This window comes from Kitasatospora sp. NPDC022856 (assembly GCF_055561235.1).
This window is the reverse complement of sequence record NZ_JBVHHE010000009.1, coordinates 52,402-66,417: the sequence shown is the minus strand read 5'-3', so window position 1 is coordinate 66,417 and position 14,016 is coordinate 52,402. Positions and strand designations below refer to the sequence as shown.

Genomic DNA, 14,016 nt, shown 5'->3' with positions numbered 1-14,016 from the left:
GATGCCGTCGACCGGGAGTTAGGAAACTTTCCTAACCAAGGAATAGCGCCCACGATCCCTGCTCCGCAAGGGCTTTGACGGAAACTCCTCAAAGAGCCAGGTCAGCCGCACCGGCCGGACCGCCACCGCCGGGACGACGAAGGGCCCCGCCGCCGGAAACCGGCGACGGGGCCCTCCCCCCGGGATGCGCGTCAGGCGCCGCGGAGCACCGCGCCGGTCCGGGCGACGGCCTCGGCCACGGCCGCCTCGCGGGCCGCGCTGGCCTCGTCGGCGGTCAGCGTGCGGTCGGCCGCGCGGAAGCGCAGCGCGTAGGCCAGCGACTTCTTGCCCTCGCCGACCTGCTCGCCGGTGAAGACGTCGAACAGCCGGATGGCCTCCAGCAGTTCGCCGGCGCCGGCCCGCAGCGCGGCCTCGACCTCGGCGGCCGGGACGGCGCCGTCGACGATCAGCGCCACGTCCTGGGTCGCGACCGGGAACGCGGAGACGGCCGGGCCGGAGACCCGGACGGCGCCGTCGGCGGTCAGCAGGTCGAGGTCGACCTCCATCGCGCTGGTGCGCTCGGGCAGGCCGAGCGCCTTGACGACGCGCGGGTGCAGCTCACCGGCGTGACCGACCACCCGATCGGTCCCCGCGACCACCAGCTCGGCGCAGCGGCCCGGGTGCCACGGGGCCAGCCGGCCCTGGCGGACGGCCAGTTCGACGCCGGCCGCACGGGCCACCGCACGGGCGGCCTCGATCGCGTCGGCCCAGGAGGCCGGGGCACCCTTGCCCCACCAGCCGGACGGCACCCGCTCGCCCGCGAGGGCGGCGGCGATCCGACGCGGCTGGTCCGGCAGGGCGGCGTCGAGGGCGGCGAGCTCCTCGTCGCTCGGACGGCGGTCGACGGCCGGACGCGGCGCGACGGACTGCTCGTCCTTGGGCAGGAAGACGGTACCCGTCTCGAAGATCGCCAGATCGGTGTTGCCGCGGCCGACGTTGCGGCGCAGCGCCCCGAGCAGGCCCGGCAGCAGCGTGGTGCGCAGCGCCGGCTCCTCGTCGTTGAGCGGGTTGACCAGCTTCACCGTGCGGCGGCGCCGGTCGTCCTTCTCCAGGCCGAGCCTGTCGAAGGCGGCCTCGCCGACGAACGGGTAGTTGTTGACCTCGACGTAGCCGGCGCCGGCCAGCGCGACACCGGCCCGGCGGTGGGTGCGCTGGGCCTCGGTCAGGCCCTTGCCCGGCGGCACGGTGGGCATCCGGGCGGGGACGTTGTCGTACCCCTCCAGGCGGATGACCTCCTCCGCGAGGTCGTACGGGTCGGTGAGGTCGGGGCGCCAGGTCGGCGGGGTGACCTCCAGGACGTCGGCGCCCGCGACGGAGCAGCCGATCTCCTGCAGCCGCCGGGTGACGGTCTCCCGGCCGTAGGCGGTGCCGGCGACGCGGTCGGGCAGGTCCGCGGCGATGGTGATGGTGCGCACCGGGTGCGGGGCCGCGATGTCGGTGACCCCGGCCTCGGCGGTGCCGCCGGCGATCAGGACCAGCAGGTCGACGGCGCGCTGCGCGGCGGCGCGGGCGGCCTCCGGGTCGACGCCGCGCTCGAAGCGCTTCGACGCCTCGGAGGGCAGCTTGTGCCGCTTGGCACCGCGGGCGATCACGACCGGGTCGAAGTGCGCCGCCTCGATGATCACCTCGGTGGTGCCCGGACCGGCGGCCGGGTCGAGGATCTCGGTGGAGGCACCGCCCATGACACCGGCCAGGCCGATCGGGCCGCTGTTGTCGCAGATCAGCAGGTCCTCGGCGGAGAGCTTGCGCGCGACGCCGTCGAGGGTGGTCAGGGTCTCGCCCTGCTCCGCCCGGCGGACCACGATGGGGCCGTCCACGCGCTGCTTGTCGTAGGCGTGCAGCGGCTGGCCGACCTCCAGCATCACGTAGTTGGTGATGTCCACGGCCAGCGAGATCGGCCGGATGCCGGCCTTCTGCAGGCGGCGCTGGAGCCAGATCGGCGACTTGGCGGTCGGGTCGAGGCCGATCACCGTGCGGGCCACGAAGCGGTCGCAGCCGGCCGGGTCGGCGACCTTGACCAGGTAGCCGTAGGAGTTCGCCGGCGGCACGTCGAGCAGCGCCGGGTCGGCCAGCGGCAGCCCGTACGCGGCGGCGGCCTCGCGGGCCACCCCGCGCATCGAGAGGCAGTAGCCGCGGTCCGGGGTGACGGCGATGTCCAGCACCTCGTCGACGAGCTGGAGCAGCTCGACGGCGTCGGTGCCGGGCTCGTACTCCGGCGGGAGGACGATGATGCCGTCGTGGTCGTCGCCCATGCCCAGCTCGCGGGCCGAGCAGATCATGCCGGCCGAGGTGTGGCCGTAGGTCTGGCGGGCCGCGATCGGGAACGGGCCGGGCAGCACGGCGCCCGGCAGGACGACGACGACCTTGTCGCCGACGGCGAAGTTGGTCGCGCCGCAGACGATCTCCTGCGGCTCGCCGGTGCCGTTGGCGTCGCCGACGTTGACGAAGCAGTGCCGGATCGGCTTCTTGAAGCCGGAGAGCTCCTCGATGGAGAGGACCTGGCCGACCACCAGCGGGCCCTTGAGGTCGCCGCCGATCTGCTCGACCGTCTCGACCTCCAGCCCGGCCCGGACCAGTCGCTCCGCCACGTCGCGGCCGGTCTCGCCGGCCGGCAGGTCGACGTACTCGCGCAGCCAGGAAAGCGGGACGCGCATCAGATCTCCATCCCGAACGGGAGGGTGAAGCGCACGTCACCCTCGACCATGTCGCGCATGTCGGCGACGTTGTGACGGTTCATCAGGATTCGCTCCAGGCCCAGGCCGAAGGCGAACCCGCTGTAGCGGCTCGGGTCGATGCCGCAGGCGACCAGCACCCGCGGGTTGACCACGCCGCAGCCGCCGAGCTCGATCCAGCCCTCGGAGGAGCAGGTGCGGCAGGGCCGGTCCGGGTTGCCGACGCTCTCGCCGCGGCAGACGAAGCACTGCAGGTCGATCTCGGCGCTCGGCTCGGTGAACGGGAAGTACGAGGGCCGCCAGCGCAGCTCCAGGCCGTCCCCGATCAGCTTGGACACCAGCAGCTCGATGGTGCCCTTGAGGTCGGCGAAGGTGATGCCCTCGTCCACGGCCAGGCCCTCGACCTGGCGGAAGACCGGGGTGTGGGTGGCGTCCAGCTCGTCGGTCCGGTAGACCCGGCCGGGGCAGACCACGTAGATGGGGGGCTCGCGGTCGAGCATGGTGCGGGCCTGGACCGGGGAGGTCTGGGTCCGCAGCACCACGCCGGAGTCGGCGGAGCCGTCCGGGGCCTGGACGAAGAAGGTGTCCTGCATCGAGCGGGCCGGGTGGTCCGGTCCCAGGTTGAGGGCGTCGAAGTTCAGCCACTCGGCCTCGACCTCGGGGCCCTCGGCGACCTGGTAGCCCATCGCGACGAAGGTGTCCTCGATGCGCTCGGCCAGCGTGGTCAGCGGGTGGCGGGCGCCGCGCGGGGTCCGGTCGTAGGGCAGCGTGACGTCCACCGCCTCCTCGACCAGGACGCGGGCGTCGCGCTCCGCCTCCAGCTCGGCCTGGCGCCGGGCGAGGGCCTGGTTGACGGCGCCGCGGGCCTGGCCGATCAGCTTGCCGGCGGCGGCCTTGGCGTGCGGGGGCAGAGCGCCGATCTCGCGGTTGGCGAGGGAGAGCGCGGAGCGGTCGCCGGTGTGGGCGACCTTGGCCTGCTTCAGCTCGTCGAGGCTGGTGGCGGCGGCGAAGGCCCGGACGGCCTCGTCCCGCGCCTGCTCCACCACCTCGGGCTTGAGGGCCTCGACCTCGACCGGGTCGTACGACTTGTTGGGTGCCGACATCTCTATCTTCCCGTGCTCCTGCTCGTCCGTGCTCAGGTAAGGGCTCGTGCCTTCGCGTGACGCCCGGCGTGGCCGGGGCACGGGCAGCCCCCGCCGCAGGTGCTCGGAAGGGGTGTCCGCGGCACGGCCGCGCAGGGCGTCCCACAACGCCAAAGGTCGAGTGTAGTCGCAGCGCATGGTGCGGCTGCCGTCAAGCCCGTCCGGCCTCCCGAGCCGCGCCGGGCTCCGGGGGTGGCGGCGCCGCCCCGGAGCCCGGCGCGGCTGCCTCCAGGCTCCGTCAGAGCATGAAGTCGGGCACGCCGGCGGGCAGGATAAATCGGAACCGGGCGCCGCCGCCGGGTGCGCGGTCGACGCGGATCGAGCCGCCGTGGGCCTCCACGATGCCCTTGACGATGTAGAGGCCCAGACCCGTGCCGCCGCGCTTGGAACCGCGCCAGAAGCGGGTGAACACGCGCGGCATCGAGTCCTCGGGGATGCCGGTGCCTTCATCGCTCACGGTGACCGCGGTGCCTTCCACAGTTCGGGGCGGAGTGCCGGAGCGCTCCCAGACGGGTGCCTCGACGACCTCCTTGGCCGGTGCCACCTCGATCGTGACAGTTCCCTCACCGTGGCGCACCGCATTTTCCAGCAGGTTGGCCAGCACCTGGTCCACCTTGTCCGGGTCGGCCCAGAGCACGGTGAGCGGCTCGCTGATCCGGATGTCGAAGCGGTCCTCGGGGATGCCGGTGGCGACCTTGCGGTCCACGTGCCGGCGCACCGAGGCGGCCAGGTCGACCACCTGCTTGCGCAGTTCCAGCCGCCCGGCGTCGATCCGGGAGATGTCCAGCAGCTCGGCGATCAGCCGGGTGACCCGGTCGGCGTCGGCGTCGACGGTCTCCAGCATCAGCCGCTTCTGCCCGTCGGTGAACCGCTCCCACTTCGCCAGCAGGGTCGCGGTGAAGCCCTTGACGCTGGTGAGCGGCGAGCGCAGCTCGTGCGCGACGGTGGCGATCAGCTCGGCGTGGCTGCGCTCGGTCCGCCGGCGGGCCTCGGTGCCGCGCAGCGCGATCACCAGCCGCTCCAGCGGAGCCTGCGGGCGCGTCCGGACGTAGCGGGCGGACACCAGCACCTCGCGGCCGCCGGGGAGCAGCAGATTGCGCTCGGGTTGGCTGGTCCGGGTCGCCAGACCGCCGTACGGGTCGGTCAGCTGCCACCAGCGGCGGCCGTCCAGGTCCTCCAGCGGGAGGGCGTGCTCCAGCGGGCTGCCGAGCGCGGCCTCCTGGAGGATGCCGGTCAGCCGGGCGGCGGTGCGGTTGAAGCAGACCACCCGGCCCAGGGCGTCGGCGACCACCAGGCCGTCCGGCAGGTCGTCCGGGTCGAGCTCTGGCCCGCTGCCGACCATGGGTGTCCTCCCCGATTACCCACCGTGTCTTTCCCCCCACCGAGGCAGACCCTAGCGTCTCGCGGCCCCCCGCAGTAGGGCCCGCGGCGTCGCGATGACGACTTCCGGGAGCGTCCGGGTACGGCCTACGCCCGCGCCCGGCAGCCGCCGGGCGAGCGCTGCGCCCGGGCGGAGGCGTAGAGGCAGACGGCGGCGGCCGTCGCGAGGTTGAGGCTCTCGGCGTGTCCGTGGATCGGTACGCGCACCACCTCGTCGGTGAGGGCGCGGGTCTCCTCCGGGAGCCCCCAGGCCTCGTTGCCGAACACCCATGCGCCGGGCGCGCCCAGCGTGCCCTCGTCCAGCTCCTGGTCGAGGTCGCGCTCCCCCGCGCCGTCGGCGGCCAGCACCCGCACGCCGGCCTCGCGCAGCCGGCCGACCGCCTCCTCCACCGGCACGCCGACGGCGACCGGCAGGTGGAACAGGCTGCCGACGGAGGCGCGCACGGCCTTCGGGTTGTACAGGTCCACCGAGGCGTCGGTCAGCACCACCGCGTCCGCGCCGGCCGCGTCGGCGGTCCGCAGCACGGTGCCGGCGTTGCCGGGGTCGCGCACGTGGGCGAGCACCGCGACCAGCTTGGGACGGGCCGCCAGCACCTCGGCGAACGGGGTGTCGATGAACCGGCAGAGCGCCACGATGCCCTGCGGGGTCACGGTGTCGCAGATGTCCGCGATGACCTCGTCGGTGGCGGTGAGCACCGGCAGCCCCTCGGCGCGGGCGGCGGCGACGATGCCGGCGTGCCGTTCGGCGGCCTCGGGGGTCGTGTAGACCTCGACCACGGCGTGGTCGGCCGTGCCCGGCAGCGTCCCGAACGCGACGGCCTCCCGGACGGCCTGCGGGCCCTCGACGAGGAAGCGGCGCTCCTTGGTGCGCTGGTTCCGCTTGGCGAGCCGGCGGGCGGCGACGACGCGGGGCGAGCGCAGGGAGGTCAGCAGGGGGGTGTCGGTGCTCGACATGGTCTCGTCTCTGAGGCGGGGCGCCGGTGGCGTGCAGGGACTGTGGCGGGGAAACGCAAAACCGGACCCGCAGGGAGAGCCTGCGGGTCCGGTCGGTGCGACGAACCGATCCCGGGGGGATCAGGCCGATCCAGGAGGATCAGGCGGCGTCGGCGGCGGCCCTCGGGGCGTTGACGTCGGCCGGCAGCGCCTTCTGCGCGACCTCGACGAGCGAGGCGAACGCGCCCGGGTCGTTGACCGCGAGGTCGGCCAGCATCTTGCGGTCGATCTCGACGCTGGCGGCCTTCAGGCCCTGCACGAAGCGGTTGTAGGTGATGCCGTTGGCACGGGCCGCAGCGTTGATGCGCTGGATCCACAGCTGACGGAAGTCGCCCTTGCGCTTCTTGCGGTCGTTGAAGTTGTAGACCAGCGAGTGGGTGACCTGCTCCTTGGCCTTGCGGTACAGGCGCGAGCGCTGGCCCCGGTAGCCGCTGGCGCGCTCCAGGATGACCCGGCGCTTCTTGTGGGCGTTGACTGCCCGCTTGACGCGTGCCACTTGATTACTCCTTGGGTTGGACCACGGACTACTTCACGCGGTCCGTCATTCGAATGGGTCGGGAAGGATCAGCTGCCCCGCTCACGGCTCGCGCCGGGCGGGAGGGCGATCACTTGCCGAGAAGCTTCTTGATCTTCTTGGCGTCGGCGGGGGCCACCACGACGGTGCCGGCCAGCTTGCGGGTCAGCGTGGAGGGCTTGTGCTCCAGGAGGTGGCGGCGGCCGGCGCGCTCGCGCAGCACCTTGCCAGAGCCACTGATCTTGAAGCGCTTGCTGGCGCCACTGTGCGTCTTCTGCTTCGGCATTTCGCCGTATCTCCTCGTCGGTCCGTCCACGCCCGCGCGGTGTGCGCCGCGCGGGCGTGAAGGATGGATCTGCGATGACCGGGCGGACGCCCGTTCACCTTGGTGGCCGGTCTCCCGAACCGCCCTGGCCGGTGAAGGCTCAGGCGTCCTGGGAGGCCTCGGCCGGCTGCTCGACCTCGGCGTCGTCGTCCTCGGCGGCGGCCTCGTCGGCCTCCGCCTCGGCCGCGGCGTTCTCGGCCTCAAGCGCTGCGTCCTCGTCGGCCTCGGCGGCGTCGGAGCCGGGGGTGCGGCCCTGACGCTCGGCCTTGCGGGCGTCCGCGATCGCGCGGGCCTCGGCCATCGCCTCGGTCTTCTTCTTGTGCGGGCCGAGAACCATGATCATGTTTCGGCCGTCCTGCTTGGCCGAGGACTCGACGAAGCCCAGGTCCTGGACGTCGTTGGCCAGCCGCTGCAGCAGTCGGAAGCCCAGCTCGGGGCGCGACTGCTCGCGACCGCGGAACATGATCGTGATCTTGACCTTGTCGCCCTGCTTGAGGAACCGAACGACGTGACCCTTCTTGGTGTCATAGTCGTGCGGGTCGATCTTCGGCCGGAGCTTCATCTCCTTGATGACCGTGTGCGCCTGGTTCTTGCGCGCCTCACGGGCCTTCATGGCCGACTCGTACTTGAACTTGCCGTAGTCCATGAGCTTGCACACCGGCGGCCGGGCGGTCGCCGCGACCTCGACGAGGTCGAGGTCGTACTCCTGCGCGAGCTCCAGCGCCTTGGCAAGCGGCACGATGCCGACCTGCTCGCCGCTGGGACCGACGAGTCGCACCTCGGGGACGCGAATCCGGTCGTTGATGCGGGGCTCGGTGCTGATGGGGCCTCCTAGGTTGCACCTTCTGCGATGCGGCCGTCGGACGGCGGTCGCACGTAGTGGACTCGACCACTGGGCGGGGCTTCATTCGTGCTGCGCTGCCTACCTTGCTGATTGGCACTGCATGCACCGCGACACGAAAAAAGCCCCGCTCGGTACAAGCGGGGCTCCACACAACCGGGGGCTGCACCCGGTGAGGGGTGCGGCGGGCGACTCGGCGCCTGGGCGCCCGTCGCGGACCGGGACCCGTCGACCGTGAGGCCGATCGGGTGGGAGACTTTCGCGGTTGCCCTCTCGGGCCTCCTGGGTGGAGCCTCCTCTTGCTGGCCGGGCGCTCCTCAGGAACTCCTGGCCGGTCAGTCTCGAAGCATACAGCGTTTCGGCCGCGCCCGGTATTCCGCCCCTCGCTCCCCACGGCCCGACCCCCGGCCGGCCCCCTTGTACGCTCCTTGGGTACGGACACCGGCACGACGGAACGAGCCCCCCTTGAGCAGCGAGCCCACCCAGAACCCCGCCGCGGACGACGAGGCGATCGGTTTCGACGACCTCACCCGGGACATCGCCGAGGTCCCCGCCGTCGAGGTGATCACGACCGTCGCGGTGCACCTGATGAGCGCCGCCGCCGTGAAGTGCGGCCTGGCCGAGGGCGGCGAGGCCGACAAGGACCTCGACGAGGCGCGCAAGCTGATCACCGCGCTGGCCGGGCTGGTCACCGCCGGTGCCCCCGAGATCAGCAACTTCCACGCCGCCCCGCTGCGGGACGGCCTGAAGTCGCTCCAGCTGGCCTTCCGCGAGGCGTCCATCGTGCCGGACGCGCCGGGCACCGGGCCGGGCGAGAAGTTCACCGGGCCGGTCTACGCCTGAACCCACCGGGACACCGGCGGTGCCCGGCCACCGGGCGAGGGGGCACCGCCGGTGTCCGGGCACCGCGCGTGGGCCGGGCGCCGCTAGCGGCGGTACAGCGGCTCGCCGGGCAGCGCGGCGTCGGCCGGCAGCACGGCCAGGTTCAGGCCCCGGTCGAGCCGGACCCGCAGCACCGGGTCGGCCGCGACCGCCTGCCCGATCCGCCGGGCGGCCGCCTGGACGGCCTCCTGGTCCAGCGCCCGGTCCAGCACCACCGCGAGCAGGCCGTCCCCCTCCTGGTAGGGCGCCAGCAGACCGCTCACCACCTGCGACTCGGCCGCCAGCAGCGCCCGGACGGCCTCGCGCACCTCGGGGTCGCGCACCGGCGGCAGGTACGGCCGGTTCTCCGCCAGCGCGCGCAGCCGGGCCCCGGACAGCCGGTACGGCACCGGGCCGGCCGGGTCGATCAGCAGGGTGTCCGCGCGCTCGGAGTAGGCGACCATCGCGGCCTGCGGGGCGGCGACCGGGGCCGGGCGGGCGTCGGCGCGCCAGCGGGTCAGCGCCTCCATCGAGGTGAAGGCCGGCAGCGCCCGCCGGCCGTCCGCGGCCTCGATCACCGGGACGGCCATGTCACTGGTCTTCTCGTGCTTGTGCCCGTGCTCGTCCAGCTCCACCTCGCCGAGGACGGCGACGATCGGGACCATCAGCCGGGTCGGCGTCAGCGCCGCGAGCACCTCCGGCTCGGCCCCGGGCTCCTGCGACCAGCGCGCGAGCGCCTCGGCGAGCGCCGGGTCGGCGGTGCCGTCGTCGGCGGCGAATCCTGGGTTCGGAATGTTCTTGCGGTCCACCCGGCCGACCCTATGCCACCTCACACCCGTCGCCGGGGCGAGGCGGATCCGCGCCGTCGGGGTGGATCGTCCGCCGCAGGCCTACCCACCGGTAGCGGGGTGTGGCACTCTGCGCCCATGGCCACGCTCGAAGCTGCTGCCCGTACCGCCGCCGTGCCCTCGCCGGCCGCCGACCGAGCCCGGTACGACCGGGCCACCGCCCATCTCGACGGCCCGGTGGCCGTCGTCGACCTCGCGGCCTTCGACGCCAACGCGGCCGACCTGGTCCGCCGGGCGGCCGGCAAGCCGGTCCGGGTGGCCAGCAAGTCGGTGCGCTGCCGCGCCCTGCTGGAGCGGGTGCTGACCATGGACGGCTTCGCCGGGGTGATGAGCTTCACCCTCGGCGAGTCGCTCTGGCTGGCCCGCACGGGCGCCCGCGACGTCCTGCTGGCCTACCCCTCGACGGACCGCTCCGGCTTCGCCGAACTGACCGGCGATCCGGAGCTGGCCGCCGCCGTCACCGTGCTGGTCGACGACCCGGCCCAGCTCGACCTGATCGACGCGGCCCGGACCGGCCCCGCCGAGGTCCGGGTCTGCCTGGAGCTGGACACCGCGCTGCAGCTGTTCGGCGGGCGGGTGCGGGTCGGCGCCCGGCGATCGCCGATGCGCACGCCCGAGGACCTCGGAGCCTTCGCCGAGCTGGTGCAGCGCCGCCGCGGGTTCCGGGTGGTCGGGCTGATGGCCTACGAGGGACACATCGCCGGGGTGGGCGACAGCGTGCCCGGGCGGCCGGTGCGCTCCCGGATGATCCGGCTGATGCAGGCGAAGGCCCGGGCCGAGCTGGCCGAGCGGCGCGCGGCGACGGTCCGGCGGCTGCGCCGGGTGACCGAGCTGGAGTTCGTCAACGGCGGCGGCACCGGCAGCGTCGAGTCGACCGTGGCGGAGCGGGCGGTCACCGAGGTCGCGGCGGGCTCGGGGCTGTACCTGCCGCGGCTGTTCGACAACTACCGCTCGTTCCGGGGCCGGCCGGCCGCGCTGTTCGGTCAGCCGGTGGTGCGCCGGCCCGGCTTCGGGGTGGTGACGGTGCTCGGCGGCGGCTACCCGGCCTCCGGCGCGGCCGGGCCGGACCGCTCGCCGGTGCCCCACCTGCCGCCGGGGCTGCGCTACGACCCGATGGAGGGGGCCGGCGAGGTGCAGACCCCGCTGCTCGGCGCGGCCGCCGACGACCTGCTGATCGGGGACCGGGTCTGGTTCCGGCACGCCAAGGCGGGCGAGCTGTGCGAGCGCTTCGCCGAGCTGCACCTGATCGAGGGCGACCGGGTGGTGCGCACCGTCCCGACCTACCGGGGCGAGCAGCGGACCTTCCTCTGACCACCGGGTACGCCACCACGGCCGAACGGGCCGCCGCGGCACCCTCGTTGCCCTACCGTGGTGCTCGACAGGACCGGACGCGACGTCAGGGGGCGCCATGGAGGCCGAGATCGTGCAGGGGCTGGTGACCTCGGGTGCCACCACCCTGGTCGGGCTGATGGCCACCGAGGCCTGGACCCAGGCGCGTTCCCGCTTCGCGGCGCTGTTCGGGCGGGGCGAGACCGACGAGGCGGAGGCCGCGGCCCTGGAGCGCTCGCGGACGGTCATCGCCCGCGCCCGGGAGACCGGTGACACCGGGGCCGTCGACGACCTGACCGGCACCTGGCGCGGCCGGCTCCGCCAGGCACTCCTGGAGAACCCCGAGGTGGCCGACGAACTCCGCGCCATCCTAGCGGAGTTCGAGCCGCGAATGCCCGCACCGGGCGGCGAGTCCCTGGAGAACACCTTCAACGGCGGAACGACATACGGCATGGTGATCCAGGCCAAGAACGTGCACGGGGGCGCGCACTTCCACCAGTACGGGCAGGGCCCGGGCCGGCCTTCCGGCGGCCGCTGACCTTTTCCCGGCCTTTCCCCCACCTTAAGAAGGCCCGAGGGGCGCCCGAACTCCGGCGCCCCTCGGGCCTCTGTGCTGCGCCTACGGCTACAGTCCGTCAAAAAGTACGCCACAACGGGCTATTGCCAGTTGGTCTAGTCCAATCATACGCTCAGCCCGGGCCCCGCGCGCCGGGCCGGCGGGCCCCGGGCAGACGTGCCCACTCCCCCACACTCTCGGCCCGGAACACGGTCAAGGAGTCCCCACCCCATGTCCATCAAGAGAAGCGCTCTGTCCCTCGGCGTCATAGGCGCCGCGGTCCTCGCCGTTTCGACGACCGCCGCCGGCACCGCCAGCGCCCACGGTGCCATGACCAACCCGGTCAGCCGCATCGCGGCCTGCTACGCCGAAGGGCCGGAGACTCCCAAGTCCCAGGTCTGCAAGGACCTCGTGGCGATGAGCGGCACCCAGCCGCTGTACGACTGGAACGAGGTCAACATCGCCAACGCGAACGGCAACCACCAGGCGCTGATCCCGGACGGCAAGCTCTGCTCGGCCAACCGCGACAAGTACAAGGCGCTCGACATGCCCCGCACCGACTGGCCGGCCACCCCGGTCAGCGCCGGTTCGTTCGCCTTCAAGTTCCGCGTCACCGCGGCGCACGTCGGCACCCAGACCGTCTACATCACCAAGGCCGGCTACGACCCGACCAAGCCGCTGAAGTGGTCCGACCTGGAGTCGGCCCCGGTCGCCCAGGTGCAGGTCACCCGCACCGCCACCGACGGCTACTACACCTACACGGGGACGCTGCCGCAGCGCACCGGCCGCCAGCTGCTGTACATGGTCTGGCAGCGCAGCGACAGCCCGGAGGCGTTCTACAGCTGCTCCGACGTCGACTTCGGCAAGACGGCGGCCGCCGTCGACCAGCCCGTGTCGGCGCTCGCCGCACAGGCCCCGGCCGCGCCGAGCGAGGCGCAGATCGCCGCCGGCCAGTCCAAGTCCACCGTTTCCCACAACGGGCACGGCGGCAACGCGAACGAGCCGGCGGGCGCGGTGGTGCCGACCGCCAGCGCGGCCGTCGGCGGCTCGCCCACCGGTCCGCTGCTGCTGGCCGGCGCCGCCGCGATCAGCGTCGGCTGGGCCGGCATGGTGCTCCGGCGCCGTCGCTTCGAGGCTGTTCGACGCGACTCCTGACCGCCGGAGGCCTGGGCCGGACCGCACACCGCCCCCCGTGCGGTCCGGCCCAGGCGATCCCCAGCTCGGCGTGTGAACACGGCGGCGGCCCACCCGGACGTGTCCGGGTGGGCCGCCGTACGTGAGCGGAGCGGTGCGATCAGGTGGTGGCGGTACCGGTGCCCCCGCCGGGGCCGGGGCCGCCGCCCGGGAAGGCGGGCAGCTTGCCGGTGTAGGCGGCGATGCCCTTGACGATGGTGTCCATCACGGCGACGTCGGGCGCCTTGTCGGCGATGTCGAAGCCGAGGTGGACGGAGATCAGCGACTTGCCGTCGGCGGACGGGAAGACGACGGTCTGCACGTAGCCGTCGTTGCCCTTCGCCGCGTCGACCTTCCAGCGGACCAGGTAGCCGTCCCGGCCGTCGACCTTGACCGCCTCGGACTTCAGCTCCTGGTGCGAGTTGAGGTCGTTGTACGAGTCCTTGGCGGCCTTCTCGATGTCGGCCTTGGCCGCCGCCTGGACGTCGGTGCCGCCGGCGACCACACCCGTGTTGGCACCGCCCAGCGAGCAGCTGCCGCCCCCGTCACAGGTGTAGGCGCCGACGCTCAGCGCGGCGAAGCCGTCCGGGGTGGTACCGCCCTGCCAGCCGGAGGGGACGGGCAGGGTGATCCGGTTCACCAGGTCGGCGGCGGTGTCACTGCCCTGGGAGGTGCCGTCGTTCCCGCCGTTGCCCTGGCCACCGTTGCCCTGGCCGCTGCCGCCGTTGCCCCGGCCCTGGCCGTTGCCCTTGCCGCCGTTGCCGTTGCCGTTGCCCTGACCGCTGCCGCCGTTGCCGCCCTGGCCGCCGTCGCTACCGGGGCCGCCCAGGTCGGGCAGACCGCCCCACGGGCCTTCCTCGCCGATCGGCGGGGCCTGCCGCGGGGTGCGGTGCGTGGCACGCGGCTCGCCGTGGCCGTCCATCGCCAGGTAGGTGATCCCGGAGCCGGCGCCGAGGCCCAGCAGGGCCGCGACGGTGGCCGCGATCACCACCTTGGACGGCCTGCGCCTGGTCTTGGGCGCCGGGGGTGCGATGGCGCCGTAGGCGGCGCCGAAGGGGGGCGGCTCCGGGTAGCGGACCGTCGGCCCGCTCCCCAGCACCTCCCCCTCCAGCACCCGGGTCTCGGCGGTCTCGTCCGGCCCCGGGGCCGCGGGAGCCACCGGCTCCGGCGGGGCGTCCGAGGGTGCGGGCCGGGTGTCGGCCGTCCAGCCCTTACCGTCCCACCAGCGCTGCGGTCGCGGATCGCTGGTGGTGTCCTTCGGGTCCGGGTACCACCCGGCGGGAATCTGCTCGCTCACGTCAGAGAATCTAAAGGCAGCCGGATAAACGCGATATCAGCGCGAC

At 73.6% G+C, this 14,016-nt stretch carries 13 protein-coding genes; 4 read left to right on the top strand and 9 right to left on the bottom strand.

Annotated elements, in window-relative coordinates:
* Nucleotides 1–191 precede the first annotated feature (191 nt).
* From pheT to infC, 7 genes are all read right to left on the bottom strand, one after another.
* Nucleotides 192–2,693 carry a phenylalanine--tRNA ligase subunit beta gene (gene pheT, locus ACZ34W_RS13290; protein WP_465603701.1) on the bottom strand — a complete coding sequence of 834 codons (2,502 nt, stop codon included), beginning with the start codon at nt 2,691–2,693 and terminating at the stop codon, nt 192–194.
* Nucleotides 2,693–3,814 carry a phenylalanine--tRNA ligase subunit alpha gene (pheS, locus tag ACZ34W_RS13285; protein WP_329486873.1) on the bottom strand — a complete coding sequence of 374 codons (1,122 nt, stop codon included), beginning with the start codon at nt 3,812–3,814 and terminating at the stop codon, nt 2,693–2,695. The genes pheT and pheS overlap by 1 nt, the downstream gene beginning before the upstream one ends.
* 277 nt (nt 3,815–4,091) lie before the next feature.
* Nucleotides 4,092–5,195: a sensor histidine kinase gene (locus tag ACZ34W_RS13280; RefSeq protein WP_329486874.1), complete on the bottom strand. Its 1,104-nt coding sequence runs from the start codon at nt 5,193–5,195 to the stop codon at nt 4,092–4,094.
* Nucleotides 5,196–5,320: 125 nt separating this feature from the next.
* Nucleotides 5,321–6,187, bottom strand: a complete 867-nt coding sequence (locus ACZ34W_RS13275) for a TrmH family RNA methyltransferase (RefSeq protein ID WP_329486875.1) — start codon at nt 6,185–6,187, stop codon at nt 5,321–5,323.
* A 139-nt stretch (nt 6,188–6,326) separates the two neighbouring features.
* The gene (gene rplT, locus ACZ34W_RS13270) at nt 6,327–6,722 is read right to left on the bottom strand and encodes a 50S ribosomal protein L20 (RefSeq protein ID WP_329486876.1); all 396 of its coding nucleotides are present in this window, start codon (nt 6,720–6,722) and stop codon (nt 6,327–6,329) included.
* Between the two features lie 109 nt (nt 6,723–6,831).
* The gene (gene rpmI, locus ACZ34W_RS13265; RefSeq protein WP_329486877.1) at nt 6,832–7,026 is read right to left on the bottom strand and encodes a 50S ribosomal protein L35; all 195 of its coding nucleotides are present in this window, start codon (nt 7,024–7,026) and stop codon (nt 6,832–6,834) included.
* A 139-nt stretch (nt 7,027–7,165) separates the two neighbouring features.
* Nucleotides 7,166–7,888: a translation initiation factor IF-3 gene (gene infC, locus ACZ34W_RS13260; protein WP_465603928.1), complete on the bottom strand. Its 723-nt coding sequence runs from the start codon at nt 7,886–7,888 to the stop codon at nt 7,166–7,168.
* 483 nt (nt 7,889–8,371) lie between these two features.
* On the opposite strand from infC, the gene ACZ34W_RS13255 reads away from it, so the two are divergent.
* Complete coding sequence (locus tag ACZ34W_RS13255; protein ID WP_329486878.1) at nt 8,372–8,749, top strand: DUF1844 domain-containing protein; 378 nt, start codon at nt 8,372–8,374, stop codon at nt 8,747–8,749.
* Nucleotides 8,750–8,832: 83 nt separating this feature from the next.
* On the opposite strand, the gene ACZ34W_RS13250 is transcribed toward ACZ34W_RS13255, so the two are convergent.
* A complete protein-coding gene (locus tag ACZ34W_RS13250; RefSeq protein WP_465603697.1) occupies nt 8,833–9,576 on the bottom strand; it encodes an SseB family protein in 744 nt (247 codons plus the stop codon).
* A 117-nt stretch (nt 9,577–9,693) separates the two neighbouring features.
* Between ACZ34W_RS13250 and ACZ34W_RS13245 the strand changes: the two genes are divergently transcribed.
* From ACZ34W_RS13245 to ACZ34W_RS13235, 3 genes are all read left to right on the top strand, one after another.
* Complete coding sequence (locus ACZ34W_RS13245; protein ID WP_465603695.1) at nt 9,694–10,926, top strand: amino acid deaminase/aldolase; 1,233 nt, start codon at nt 9,694–9,696, stop codon at nt 10,924–10,926.
* 97 nt (nt 10,927–11,023) lie between these two features.
* Nucleotides 11,024–11,482 carry a hypothetical protein gene (locus tag ACZ34W_RS13240; protein ID WP_465603693.1) on the top strand — a complete coding sequence of 153 codons (459 nt, stop codon included), beginning with the start codon at nt 11,024–11,026 and terminating at the stop codon, nt 11,480–11,482.
* Nucleotides 11,483–11,731: 249 nt separating this feature from the next.
* Nucleotides 11,732–12,655 carry a lytic polysaccharide monooxygenase auxiliary activity family 9 protein gene (locus ACZ34W_RS13235; RefSeq protein WP_329486882.1) on the top strand — a complete coding sequence of 308 codons (924 nt, stop codon included), beginning with the start codon at nt 11,732–11,734 and terminating at the stop codon, nt 12,653–12,655.
* A gap of 139 nt (nt 12,656–12,794) precedes the next feature.
* On the opposite strand, the gene ACZ34W_RS13230 is transcribed toward ACZ34W_RS13235, so the two are convergent.
* Nucleotides 12,795–13,970, bottom strand: coding sequence for a DUF2510 domain-containing protein (locus ACZ34W_RS13230; RefSeq protein ID WP_465603691.1), 1,176 nt, complete (start codon nt 13,968–13,970; stop codon nt 12,795–12,797).
* Between the last annotated feature and the right edge of the window lie 46 nt (nt 13,971–14,016).